Raw genomic sequence first — 13,558 nt, forward strand, 5'->3', positions numbered from 1 at the left:
ACAGCAATGAAAAGAATTCTACTTGAAAGAATATTAGCGATCATATTATGTTTGTTAGTATTTCCCATGTCAGCTCAAGTACTTGATCCGAACGATCCAATTGTTGAGTATGACGAGAATAATCCACCTGTCAAACCTCCTTTGAATGAGATTGGTAAGTGGGTTAGAACAAAAAGACTCAATTGGAATACAGATAACTTTAAATGCTATTACTATAATGGGATGGCATTTAGATTGAGGTTTCCTGAGAACTATGATACTAGTGGTAATACTAAATATCCTATGATAATCATGCTTCATGGTCGTGGTGAAGGTGGAGAAATCTACGACAATGAAAATAATATCAAGCATGGTGGTGGTGATCATGAATATCACGTGAAAAATGGTGATTTTAATGGCTTTCTGTTTTTCCCACAGAATACAGGCGGCTTTTGGGCAGATGGTCATTATGATGCAATTCATGAACTGCTAACTATTCATTTTCCAGAGCAAATTCATTTAGATCAAAATAGGGTGATCATCCATGGCCTTTCGGCAGGAGGCCAAGGTACTTGGAAATATTTAGCCAAATATCCTAAGACTATAGCCGCTGCTTTACCTATGGCGGCAGCATCTTTCAATTATGAGGCTGATGCTGAAATTTATAAATATAAGTCGATTTGGCTTTCACAAGGTGCTCAGGATAGGGCTCCTAGTCCATCAACTTCATGGAATTTGGTGAATAGAATAGTTCAGGAAGGTGGTAATATTAGATATACGCTTTATCATAACCTTGGGCATGGGGTTTGGTATACTCATTACAATGAGGCAGATTTTTGGCCATTTATACTAAGAGCTAATCTTACTAATCCGGTTGTGCTTAATGGTGAACTAACACTAATCGCTACAGGAGATCATAAAGACGAATATGAATTTATAACCAAATATGAATTTTGTCCTGGTGAAGATGTAATTGCTAACCTGGGCATTACTGGGGGGTTTGAATCATATGAATGGAGAAAAGATGGTCAGGTTATCGAGGGTGAAACGACAAATGAGTTAACAGTTACTCAATTTGGGGTATACGATGTTAGATTCCAAGAGAATGGGGAGTGGAGTGAATGGTCAGCTAGAGCCATTGAGGTAAAGGAAAAGGATGCTACGAATACTCCTGATATCGTTACAGAAAGTTTACAGACGAATATTATTCCAGACCCCAACGGCAGCATGGGGGTGTCATTGCTTTTGCCTGAGGGGTACATTGAGTACGAATGGTATATGCAAGGCACTGCTAACCCTGTTAGCAGTGAAAGAATTTTTAACGCTCAGCAATCTGGTAATTACTTTGCAAGAGTCAAAGAGAAATTCGGTTGTTCAAGTAATGATTCAGAGATATTCGAAGTGTTATCTGCTAATGGAAGTAATCGGCCTGCCTCAATTAGTAATGTAGCTTCATTTGCACTTTCAGAATCGAGCGTTAAGATACTTTGGTCAAGTAATGCAGCCACTGCTTATCCAGTGACTGGCTTTGAAATCTTTAGAAGTGAAGCGTCTGGTTCTGGTTATGAATTAATTTATGTTGCTAATTCAGAAGCCTTGAATTATACGGATGAAAATCTGAAGGCCAATACAGATTATTATTATCTGGTTAGACCTATCAATGAATTTACTTCGGCACCAGTCTCTGAAGAGGCTCATGTGAAAACTTTGGTAGATAGTAAACCTCCTTCAGTACCAATGAATTTAAGAGTTGTTAGTACCTTTCCCGATCAGGTTACTTTGACTTGGGATGAATCTACAGACGATGTGGCTGTTTACAGATACGACGTATACAAAAATGGTATTAAGTCAAAAGTAACAGAGTCTAACACCGTAACTATGTTCAACCTTAACAAAGGTGAACCATACCAGTTTATGGTAAAAGCAAGAGATTTGACAGGAAACGAATCTCCATTTAGTGAGCAATTGATAGCAGTTCCACTGACTTCAGGACTTACCTATGGATACTATGAAAAGACATGGGGTTCAAATCTTCCAGACTTTAGTGAGTTAACCCCAATTCAAACAGGTACAGTTTCAAATTTTGATATTTCTGTTAGTCCCGTGACTTCAGATTATGGTTTGTTGTTTTCAGGTGTTATTAACATACCTGTTGCTGGCAATTATACCTTTGAAACCAGATCTGACGATGGTTCTAAGTTATATATCGGTGAGTATACAGAATCCAACTTAGTTGTAAATAATGATGGCTCTCATGGGATGCGATACAGAGAGGGAACTTATTATTTTTCAGAGCCTGGATCTTATCCAATTCATCTTGCCTTTTATCAGGGGGGCGGCGGTTATGGACTTCAGGTATATTGGAAAAATACCCCTCATGGGGTTTCCAGTAGACAATTGATACCTGATGCATATTTGGTAGATGAATATACACCTGCAGGATCAGCGCCAAACTCAGTATCTGGATTGAGCTCCATTGATGTTACTTATAATCAATTAACCTTGAATTGGGAGGACAATAGTAACAATGAAACTGGCTTTCAAATTTTCAGATCAGAGTCGTTATCAGGTCCATTTGAGCCTGTTGGAATAGTAGGTGCGAATGTTACTACTTTTGAAGATCAGTCTGTTAAAGGAAGTACTTCTTATATTTATCAAGTAATAGCAAATAATCAGTATGGAAGCTCAGATCCTGTAGTTTCTTTAGAATCTCAAATCGGTGAAATACAGCATGGGATTGCTGCCCAAGACAATGCAACGGGTAATGGTTATATCATGTATTCAGTTGAAGATGTATTCGAGAGATTCAGTTCTGATAAGCCTTATTCCTATAATAGTAACCATTTGGTTGCGATAAAAAGGATAGGTGATGCTTGGTACTATGATAATAACAATAGCTATTATTCATTCGAACCAGAACCCACTGACGTATTGTTAGCAGCTGTTGATTACAGTGCAGATCAAATACAAAGTTTAGAGGGAGATAATAGTGATGTTTTTGGTATTGCTGCTGGGTTTGTGAGTGGAGACTTGGTTTTTCTTGCTGATTATTTCAATGGTGGAAACAATAATGGAGAATTTACCATTTCAGGAACTTCTTTTGTTAGAAATTCCAGTCGGCATTATTCCGTGACAACACTTCCTTTGCCTCCCGTACCAGCGATTGTTTCAGAACTTGTTTTTGATAAGGTTGAAGGAAATCAATTAACGGTTAAGTGGTTGAATGATGCCTCTGCTGAACAGTATCAACTCTATAGGTCTTTAGATAATTCTAACTTCCTTCCTATTGCAACTCTTGAACCTCAAGGTGATTCGACTTATTATCAAGAGGAGGGTTTACAGGTACATACTACATACTATTATAAAGTTGTGGGGGTAAATGATGGAGGCTCTACCGAAAGTAATTCTTTTGATGTGGCTACTTTGAATGCAATACCTCAGACAAATACAATAAAGGATTTTACTGTTAAGTTTGAAAGTACTTTTGAGCTTAATCTGTATGCTACTGATGCTGATAATGATGCCTTAGTTATTTCATCGACGGATTTACCTTCGTTTGGTGAAATTGTCGATTATGGAGACGGAACTGGTTTGTTAATTTTAACTCCCAGGGCTGAAGATGAAGGAGTGTATTCAATAACTATCGATTATTCAGATGGCTATGGAGGAGAAACTTCCGCTTCTTTCAATTTGACAGTTAATGACAATAATTTACCTACTCTGACTTCAATGAATAATCAAATATTGGAGGAAGGTGAGTCATTATTTTTAGAAATTATCGCAACGGATTTTGAAGGAGCTCAAAATTTAACTTGGACAAGTAACCTGCCCGATTTTATCACTCTGAATGTAAGTATTGATGGGAAAAGTTCATTGCATATATCACCAGATTATACCAATCATGGGGTGTATGATTGTGTTATTTCGGTTCAAGATCAGCAAGGGGCTACTGCTGAAGTTAATTTTCAGGTCAATGTAAGCGATAAGGACCCAAACACGCAGTATTTAATTAATATTTCAAAAACTATTAGTGCCGCATCACCATGGACTAACGTTTCTGGTTTGGGTATTGTGCAAGTTCCATCTGTTGATGGTGCTTCACAACCGATATCTTTTGAATTTTTAACTAATAGTTGGAATACTTATGATAAAGGTGCCTTAACAATAGACGATTCTGGTATTTTCCCAGATGCAGTCCTAAGGGATTATTATTATTTCGGGATTTTTGGTGCTCCCGAAACTGTGGATGTGAAACTTTCAAATCTGGATCCAGACATGTCCTATGATATATCTTTATTGGGAAGTTCAGTTTGGACTGGTACTTCGGATAATGGTACGACCGTCTATACTGTGAATGGAATAGAGAAGTCTGTCTATGTGCAGGGGAATACTTCGGAAACAGCTGACTTTAAAGGTGTCGTGTCAAATGCTCAAGGTGAGGTTATAGTAACCATGTCGAAGGCGTCTGATGGTACTCCCACGGGATATTTGAATGGTCTTTCTATTTCCACTGCCTTGGGTTTTGATGAAGTGCCAGCAGAGCCGAGAAATCTTGTTGCAGAAATGTCTGGACGAAATGTTTCTTTATCGTGGATAGATGCCCCGTTCAATGAAGAGGGGTTTAATGTTTATAAATCAGAAAATCAAGGTGGTCCATATGATTTTATTGGGAGTGTTGGTCAAGGAGTGGAATCCTTTTTAGATTCAGAGATTTCTCAGGGCATTGAATACTTTTATGTAGTCAGTTCATATAATTCGAATGGGCAATCAATTGTCTCTAATGAAGTTTCACTAAGTATACCTAACACCCCCCCAGTTATAAATATAGTGGAGAGTGTAGAAATGGCTTATGTGAATCAAGAAACTATTTTGGTCTTTGATGTCACAGATGATCCAAGTAATACTGTAGATGTTACTTTTATGAACTTGCCATCATTTGTAGTCTTCAATCAATTTGGAACTGGAGGTGACTTAGTTATGAATCCAGATGAAAGTGATATTGGTAATTATAGCTTTACGATAGTCGCAACGGATAACGAAGGTAGTTTTAGTACTGAACCATTATCTATTGTTGTAGACGAAGAGCTTCTTTACTCTGTACGATTGAATTTTGGGAAAAATAATAATGAAGCGGCTCCATGGAATAATACATCTAAAGCGCCATCTCAAGGAGACGTTTTTGGTGGACTGTTAGATCAGGTAGGAAATAACTCAGGAGTAAGCATTACATTATTGTCCTCATTTGGAGGAGTCCACAATGAGGCCCCTGTTACTGGTGATGATAGCGGCGCTGTACCTGATGATGTATTACAGGAATATTATTATTGGGGTGTCTTTGGAGCGCCAGATGTTGTGCAATTGAAAGTTTCAGGCCTGGATTATAACAATAAGTATAAATTCAAATTTTCAGGTAATTCAACCTTTAGTGGTTTAAATATAACTGACAATGGAGAAACTAACTATTCCATTGGTAGTGTGACTAAATCACTGGATGTTCAGGCAAATACATCTAACCTGGCAGTTATTGATAATGTAGTGGCTAATTCTAACGGAGAAGTTCTAATTACTATGTCAAAAGGAGCCGGGGCTACAGTTGGATATATCAATGGGCTGATTTTGGAAGCCTATACTGGTGATCCGAGTATTTTTTACCCATCAGGTTTAACAGCTTCTAGTTTATCAGAATCAGAAATTGAGCTGAACTGGTCGGATAATTCTTTTGATGAGAACCAGTTTCAAATTGAGAGAGCTACCTCGCTGAATGGTGTTTATTCTACCGTAGGTACTGTTGGTGCAAATGTTACTTCATTTGTAGATTCTGGTTTAGAAGGAGGCGGGATTTATTACTATAGAGTTAGAGCCAAGTTTTCTGGTAATGAATACTCTGATTATACCACTGTTGTTGAGGCTTCTACAATTGCTTACTATGTGTATGTTAATGTGAACGGAGATGTAGCCTATGACGAGAATGAGCCATGGAATAATTTGAGTGTGTCTGGTCAGACGGGTGATGTGTTTACTGGTTTCTATAGTAACAATGGTAACCCGACAGGGATTGAGATGGAGGTCCTTACAGGAATGCAAGGAAGTAATGATTGGGGGGCTACTACTGGAGACGATTCTGGTGTTTTCCCAGATAAAGTGATGAGGTCCTTCTACTTCAATGATAGATTAGATCCGAAAGGAGAATATGTACTTAAGGGCTTGGATCTTAGCTATAAGTATAATCTTAAATTTTTTGGATCAATTGTTACTAATTACAACATTATTACTCAATTCTCTGCTGGAGGAATGACAGTTTCTAATAGTCAGACCAATAATACAACAGAGGTGTCTACCATATATGGAATCGAGCCCAATGAGAATGGCGAGATAATGTTTACTGTCCAGGAAGATCCGAGTTCTAATTGGGCTATTTTCAATGCTTTTGTAATTGAAGCCTTACCTAGAAGTACAGAACAGGTGTCGGGAAGAATTTCTTCAGCTGCACGCAAAAATAGTTCCGTGACTAACGGTAATTATGAGGTTCGTTATGGCCTCAGTACCTTGCAGTTAGGGATGTACCCGAATCCAACTGATGATTATTTGATTATTAATATGAATGATGCACCTGCAGACGTGGCATATATTGATATAATTAATCTTCAAGGTGTAAGGGTATACAGCTTTAATAAATTCCTAAATTCTATCAATACACAAGTAACAATTGAAGAAGAAATCAATTCATTAAGTCCCGGTCTTTATTTAATTTCGGTCAAAGTTGGAGGACAGCATGTCGTCGAACGATTCGTTAAAAAGTAAATTCATAATAACCTGAACATATGAGGATGTCTAATCGATAGTTTAGGCATCCTCTTTTGCTTATGAAATACCTCAGAGGATTGGATGGTGTAAGGGCAGTAGCAATACTATTGGTTATGCTCTTTCATTTTTATTATTTATTAGAAGTGGGTTGGATTGGTGTTCAACTCTTTTTCGTACTATCGGGTTTTTTGATAACATCGATTCTTTTAGAGGATAAAAAAGAGGCGAGTTTATCTTTTTACTTAAAAAGATTTTATTGGAGGAGATCTTTAAGAGTCTTTCCTCTTTATTACTTGTACCTGTTTTTGGTGCTTGGAGTTTTTGTAATTGCTGGATATCCAAGAGATTTTCTTTCAACTTCTCCTTATTTGTTTACCTATACCTACAATTATTTTCCGCTTTTCAATGAATTGCATTTTGATACTTTATTTACTCATTTTTGGTCGCTTTCAGTCGAGGAGCAATTTTACTTCATTTGGCCTTTTATAATTTTCTTTTTCAATAGGAGGATTTTGAAATTCGTCATCATCGGCATTGTTCTTTTGAGTCCAGTATTAAGACTATTAGCTGGGATAATAATGGAGGGGGAGTTTGAAGCATCACAGATTGGTGAAATCATATATAGATTAACACCTATGCAATTAGATGGTTTTGCTTTTGGTGCGGCAATACCTGTATTTGCTTTGGATGAAAGGGAATGGAAGGTGAAACCTTTGATGATCGGTTGCTTCCTTTTGTTTATAGTAGCAGGAATTGTGAACATGCTGCTATTTGGAGAAGTAGAATCTGTTTCATGGACAAGTTTGGGATTTCCTATAGGCAATATGGAACTCTATTCTCATGTCTGGAGTTATACACTGATCAATTTATTATCGTTGTTACTAATTTTATATGCCATTAAAGGAAATAGCAGTGATTGGTTGATTAGACTATTCAATTCTAGAATAATGGTCGAAATAGGAAAGGTTTCTTATGGGCTATATGTGTATCACTGGGTGTTGTTTGCATTGTATCGGAAGTACATTGGGAAAGTGATTGATAATAGGGCACTGTCATTTGTGGTGTTTTTAGTTATATGCTACTTAGTCTCTTATTTTAGTTATCGTTTTTTTGAATCTAAATTCATTTCTTTAAAGAATCGAAAGTTCACTAAATCATGAATAAGAGAAAGAAAAAAGAAGAAATGAATAAGGAACAAACAGAGATGCTATTAAAAAATGTGGTTGTTCTTTTTGTAGCTACTTTATTGGTCTTTTTATATATCAAAGTTTTGTTTTTCTAGTGCAGGGTTTAAGATCTCTATATTATCAGTCGCTAGAAAATCTCCGGGGATTTTTAATAAAACATTTTCTTGTAAAGAAAATGGATACTCCAATAGGGACATTATTTTTTGTAATAAGCTCCGTGTTTGTTGCGATTGTAAGCGCAAAGCTTGGTTTACAATTATCAATTGGTATTCTAGGTTTGTTAATTGGATCTATAGTTTTTTTGCTTGTATTTATATCTCCGAAGTATGGATATTTTTTATCAATTCTAATTCCATTCATATTCATCCTCCCTGAACGAAAATATCAGATAAATGTACCAGTGGGGCTCTTTATGCAAATATTACCCATATTGGGTATATCGGTGATTGTTTTGAAAAAGTTGATGCGTAAGGATTTCTCTTACGGTTTTTTATGGAATGGTGTGACCTATTGTATGCTGGCCATTTTAGCATTCAATGTTTTTCAGATAGTTAATCCAAACGGCGTGTCAATAGTGGGGACCATGTTTGTCCTAAAAGGAAGTATTAGTATTCTGTGCTGTTATGCTTTGGTGTTGTATGTTGTCAATAAGAGATTTTTAAGGACGTTTTTGATTTTATGGTTGTCTTTGGCTTTTATTAGTGCAGTATATGGGTGTGTTCAAGAATGGTTTGGTTTAATGTCTTTCGAGGAGGCTTGGGTTAGAGCTGAAGAATTAAGATATAAAAGAATTTTCGTTGCTGGACGTTTTAGAAAATTTTCATTGTTAACTGATCCTGCATCTTTTGGTATTTTTATGTCATCTTCAGGATTAGTTTGTCTCATTCTTTGTATAACCACTAAAAATTCTGTTTTAAGGTGGACTACAGGGATTTGTGTGCCCTTTATGCTACTGGCAATGGGTTACTCAGGTACTCGTACAGCGTATGCCATGTTTGCGGCAGGTTTGATGATGTACGGTTTGATGAGTATTACTAAACCAAGAACTATGATTTTAATTGCAATTGGCGGAATTTTGGGTGTTTTTATTCTTTTTGGACCTATTCAAAATCCTACTATTGCAAGAATTCGATCTACTTTTGATTCTGATGATCCATCATTAGGGGTGCGTGATGAGAATAGAAAATATATTCAATCTTATATACATCAGCATCCTCTTGGGGGAGGTTTAGTTACTACTGGTCCTTTGGGAGAAAAGTATAACCCTGGCCATGTTTTGGCTGGTTTTCCACCTGATAGTGGTTATTTACAACGAGCCCTGGAGATTGGTCCAATTGGCTTGGCGATATTCATGATATTTTTATTTGTAGGATTGAAGAATGGAATTGTAAATTACTTTCATTTAAAAAATGAGGAGCTAAAGATGTATACGCTGGCTTTTGTAATTTTTACTTTTGCTGTAACAGTGTCTATATATGCCCAAATTGCTACCACGGCGATTCCAATGTCATATATTTTTTACCCTGTGATGGGGATTATGTCCAGAATGAAAGATTTGGATTTTGAAAATTAACCTAAACAAACATGCTATTTAATTCCCTTCATTTTGCATTTTTTTTTCCCATCGTTGTTTTATTGTATGCCATAGTAAAGCAACAACACAGGTGGGTACTAATGTTAGTGGCCAGCTACTATTTTTATATGAGTTGGAATCCCATTTACATTGTACTAATTATGTTCTCAACGGTAGTTGATTATTTGGTTACCATTGGAATGGGGAAAATTGAAAATATTCACAAAAGAAGGTTTCTCCTTATGTGTAGTTTGATTGCGAACCTGGGGCTATTATTTTCATTTAAGTATTATGATTTTTTTAATAATGCAATGGCTGATACTCTGGGGCTATTTGGATATGAGTACAGTTATAGTATGTTGAACTTGTTGCTGCCTGTAGGGATTAGTTTTTACACCTTTCAAACCTTAAGTTATACTTTGGAGGTTTATCACAGAAGAATTGAACCAGAAAGGAATTTTGGAATTTTTGCTCTTTATGTTTCCTTTTTTCCTCAATTAGTAGCAGGCCCAATTGAGAGACCTCAGCATCTATTACCCCAATTAAAAAAGCTTTCAGATATTATACCTGAGAATCTATCAAGAGGTTTGCGTTTGATGTTATGGGGCCTGTTTAAGAAAATGGTGATAGCAGATCGAGCAGCTTATTTTGTCAATGAGGTTTTTAATGCCCCTGGAGAGTATCATGGGTTGAGTGTAGTAATTGGAATGGTGTTTTTTTCATTTCAAATATATTGTGACTTTAGTGGGTATTCTGATATGGCCATCGGTGCTGCAAGAATATTCGGAATTGATTTAATGAAAAATTTTGATTCTCCTTATTTTTCAAAGTCTATTAAAGAGTTTTGGTCTAGATGGCATATTTCATTGTCTACTTGGTTTAAGGATTATGTGTACATTCCTCTGGGAGGAAATCGAACCACTACGCCACGATGGATTTTTAATTTGTTTATCACCTTCTTTATTTCTGGTATATGGCATGGTGCGAATTGGACTTTTGTCATTTGGGGTGCGATTCATGGCCTAGCTATGGCTGTTGAGGCGGTTTCCTCTAAGTTCGAGTTGTTTCCGATTAAGATGAACCGTTACCTAGCCATAATATGGACATTTGTAATTGTAACGATAGCTTGGGTGTTTTTTAGAGCTAATAAAGTTGGAGATGTTTGGGTGATTTTTGGAAACGCTTTAGATTTTAGTACTGGTCTGGCGGATTTTAAGTCGATGCGTTTAAGGGATTTGTTTAATGTTGTAATTCCGATTCCATTTATATTAATACTACTAATTGGAGAGAAAATGTTTAAGTTGGAATCATTCAGAAATACATTTTATAGGACATCGTCATTGCGTATGGCATCATACATAGGGATAATTGTAATTATCGCCTTTTATGGTGTTTTTAGAGAACAGAGTGATTTTATTTATTTTCAATTCTAAGTCTATATGAAGATCATTATGAAAAAGACACTTTTATTGGTCACTCTTCTGTTAGTGATATTTCTCTTTTTGGACCTACTGTTTACCAGTGTTTATCAAAAAGGAGATTACAGTAAGGAACAATGGTTGATGAATTTGAAAGGCGGGACATATGATTATGGAGTATTGGGCAGTTCAAGAGCATATACTACTGTGGACGTTAAATCAATAAATGAACGTACAGGGCTAAATGGGATAAATTTAGGGATAGATGGAAGTTTGATTTCTACACAAGCTCTTGTGTTTGAAGTTTTGTTAGATGCTGATAATAAGTTTGATAAGATATTTTTCCAGATTGATTCATATAATTCAAATGATGAGGCTATTGGTAAATTTACGAGGCCTAGATTTATGCCTTTTATAAGACAGCCAATTGTTTTTGATCATTTCAAGAAGTACGGTTTAGAATGGTATGCATATAAATACATCCCTTACCTTAGATATGCTGAATACAATTTTGATTGGGGCCCACATAATTTTTTGAATCATTTGTTAGAGATTTCTAACCCAGATCATGATGAAGCTGGGAGCTTTTTTTATCCAAACCCTGACTTTGTAGGTGCAAAGAATACTAGTGAGTATCTATTTGATTTAGATGGAGAGTACGCTTATCTAAATAGGGTGGTTGATTTATGTAAGAAGAATGGTATTGAAATAATTCTCTTTACTGCTCCCTTAGCAAGTGTTGCGGAAACTGAGGCTCATATTGAAAATGCAGATGCATTTAAATTGATATGCGAGGATCTAAAAGTACCCTATTATGATTTTAGAACAATTTATAATGAGGATTATTCAATGTTTACTAATTACAATCATCTAAATAGAAAAGGTGTTTCAGACTTTAGTGCTAGACTTGAAAAATTGATCGTTAAAGAACAAAATATGTTAACTGCGAATAATTAAACTTTTTCGGCTTGAATAAGGGCTGGGATGGTTTTTAGCATTAATTTGAAGTCAAAAAGCAGTGAATTTTTTCGTACATAAATCCTGTCTAACATAATTCTTTCTTCGGCAGACATGTCTCCTTTTCCTCTTTTTAAAGTTTGCCAAAGACCAGTTATTCCAGCAGGCCCTAGAAATCTTTCAGCATGTTCGTCGGTGGTTAATAATTGAGCTTCATATAGTGGTAAGGGTCGATTCCCTACAATTGACATATCACCTTTTAGTACATTAATTAACTGAGGTAGCTCATCAATACTCGTGTTTCTAATGAAATTCCCGATTCGTGTAACTCTTGGATCGTTTTTGATTTTGACAAATTGGTTACCATCCTGATATTGGTTGGCAGTCTCTTTAAGTTTTTCAAGTTGGGAATCAGCATCTACTTGCATAGATCTAAACTTGTAAAAATCAAAGATCTTATAATTAGTACCAGCTCGCTTCGAAATATAGAAGATTGGACCTTTTGATTCGAGCTTTATGATTAATGCAGTCAAGAATAGTAAAGGTGAAACTAGAAGCAGAATGCTCAATGATACAGTTATGTCAAAAGTACGTTTGAGAAAGTACATACTGTATTCCTTGTCCTCATTTAATATTGAGTCTTCTTTTGAAAAACCTGCTTCTTTTAACCTTTTATAAAACTTTATTCTTGGTATTAATGATTTGAATTTAATAGGCTTATGAAAATATTCGTCAGCGCCAATACTTCTAGCTAAATCCTTAGTTTGCTCATTTTTTCTATCAGAGAATACAATTAAGGGGACAGTTTTAAAGCTAGAATTTTTCTTGTGTTTTTCAAGCTTTTCAGCGTTTAGCTTAGAAAGAACATTGTCCGAAAGAAGTATAGCCTCAGGTTTCTTACTGTAGTACGTATTCCAATTAACAATTAAATTGATCAATAGCTCAGGTGATTGCGCATTGATCAACTCATACTTCCCATTTTCGGTGTCCAAAATTTGTTTAAACAAGGATTCGCCTAAAAAAATGATTATAGGTTGATCCAATGTTTCTTGAATATTGGAAACATGATACTCCACCTTGGACTTATTATCCAAGTTACTTTCTAAGCTGGCCGTCTCGTTCACTACGATTGAATTTTGTTACTACTCTCGTTAGTTACATGTTCAATTGTTTGCAGTAATTGGCTTGGACAAAACGGCTTTTGGGTATAAGCGCTATAGTCTACTGAAATAGGTATATACTTTACTTCATCTTCAGGTAGGCCTGAAATATAGACCAAAGGTATATGGCTGTACAGTCCGTTGAGTTTCAAGTATTGACCAAATTCTAACCCACTCATTTCTGACATGGTTACATCTGAAACGACAACATTGGGTATTTTGTCACTTTCTGAAAGCCATTGTATTGCCTCTATGGCACTAGTGAAAGGATGTACTGTATAATTCTGTTCTAGAATCTTTGTAGTCAATTGACACATCATTTTGTTGTCATCAACTAACAAAACAGATTTCTTCTGGTTACGGCGGTTTTTTGTTAGGTACATGGTTTAATTTTCTTTATGGTGAAACTACGTCTTAGTATTCATCATAACTGGTTGAGGTTGTTGGAGTTTTACTTTTATTAAAAGCTTATGACTCTAT

8 protein-coding genes are annotated in these 13,558 nt (G+C 36.0%); 6 read left to right on the forward strand and 2 right to left on the reverse strand.

What is annotated here, in order from left to right; all coding sequences use genetic code 11:
• Positions 1 to 6: 6 nt before the first annotated feature.
• From N7U62_RS00075 to N7U62_RS00100, 6 genes are all read left to right on the forward strand, one after another.
• On the forward strand, positions 7 to 6,780 hold the full coding sequence (locus N7U62_RS00075; protein ID WP_264135829.1) for a fibronectin type III domain-containing protein: 6,774 nt from the start codon (positions 7 to 9) through the stop codon (positions 6,778 to 6,780).
• 116 nt (positions 6,781 to 6,896) lie between these two features.
• Positions 6,897 to 7,943: an acyltransferase family protein gene (locus tag N7U62_RS00080; protein WP_264140397.1), complete on the forward strand. Its 1,047-nt coding sequence runs from the start codon at positions 6,897 to 6,899 to the stop codon at positions 7,941 to 7,943.
• On the forward strand, positions 7,940 to 8,065 hold the full coding sequence (locus tag N7U62_RS00085) for a hypothetical protein (RefSeq protein ID WP_264135830.1): 126 nt from the start codon (positions 7,940 to 7,942) through the stop codon (positions 8,063 to 8,065). The genes N7U62_RS00080 and N7U62_RS00085 overlap by 4 nt, the downstream gene beginning before the upstream one ends.
• A gap of 80 nt (positions 8,066 to 8,145) precedes the next feature.
• Positions 8,146 to 9,543, forward strand: a complete 1,398-nt coding sequence (locus N7U62_RS00090) for an O-antigen ligase family protein (RefSeq protein ID WP_264135831.1) — start codon at positions 8,146 to 8,148, stop codon at positions 9,541 to 9,543.
• 161 nt (positions 9,544 to 9,704) lie between these two features.
• A complete protein-coding gene (locus tag N7U62_RS00095) occupies positions 9,705 to 10,976 on the forward strand; it encodes an MBOAT family O-acyltransferase (RefSeq protein ID WP_264135832.1) in 1,272 nt (423 codons plus the stop codon).
• 18 nt (positions 10,977 to 10,994) lie between these two features.
• Positions 10,995 to 11,918 carry a hypothetical protein gene (locus N7U62_RS00100; protein ID WP_264135833.1) on the forward strand — a complete coding sequence of 308 codons (924 nt, stop codon included), beginning with the start codon at positions 10,995 to 10,997 and terminating at the stop codon, positions 11,916 to 11,918.
• On the opposite strand, the gene N7U62_RS00105 is transcribed toward N7U62_RS00100, so the two are convergent.
• Positions 11,915 to 13,042 carry a sugar transferase gene (locus N7U62_RS00105; RefSeq protein ID WP_264135834.1) on the reverse strand — a complete coding sequence of 376 codons (1,128 nt, stop codon included), beginning with the start codon at positions 13,040 to 13,042 and terminating at the stop codon, positions 11,915 to 11,917. The two genes, N7U62_RS00100 and N7U62_RS00105, sit on opposite strands and share 4 nt — an antisense overlap.
• A complete protein-coding gene (locus N7U62_RS00110; RefSeq protein WP_264135835.1) occupies positions 13,042 to 13,461 on the reverse strand; it encodes a response regulator in 420 nt (139 codons plus the stop codon). The genes N7U62_RS00105 and N7U62_RS00110 overlap by 1 nt, the downstream gene beginning before the upstream one ends.
• Positions 13,462 to 13,558 lie beyond the last annotated feature (97 nt).

Source organism: Reichenbachiella ulvae (assembly GCF_025833875.1).
Taxonomy (GTDB): domain Bacteria; phylum Bacteroidota; class Bacteroidia; order Cytophagales; family Cyclobacteriaceae; genus Reichenbachiella; species Reichenbachiella ulvae.

Excerpts from the sequence above, each read along its gene's own strand:
- N7U62_RS00075 (WP_264135829.1), top strand. The coding sequence starts at position 7 with ATGAAAAGAATTCTACTTGAAAGAATATTAGCGATCATATTATGTTTG.
- N7U62_RS00080 (WP_264140397.1), top strand. The coding sequence starts at position 6,897 with ATGCTCTTTCATTTTTATTATTTATTAGAAGTGGGTTGGATTGGTGTT.
- N7U62_RS00085 (WP_264135830.1), top strand. The coding sequence starts at position 7,940 with ATGAATAAGAGAAAGAAAAAAGAAGAAATGAATAAGGAACAAACAGAG.
- N7U62_RS00090 (WP_264135831.1), top strand. The coding sequence starts at position 8,146 with ATGGATACTCCAATAGGGACATTATTTTTTGTAATAAGCTCCGTGTTT.
- N7U62_RS00095 (WP_264135832.1), top strand. The coding sequence starts at position 9,705 with ATGTTCTCAACGGTAGTTGATTATTTGGTTACCATTGGAATGGGGAAA.
- N7U62_RS00100 (WP_264135833.1), top strand. The coding sequence starts at position 10,995 with ATGAAAAAGACACTTTTATTGGTCACTCTTCTGTTAGTGATATTTCTC.
- N7U62_RS00110 (WP_264135835.1), bottom strand. The coding sequence starts at position 13,461 with ATGTACCTAACAAAAAACCGCCGTAACCAGAAGAAATCTGTTTTGTTA.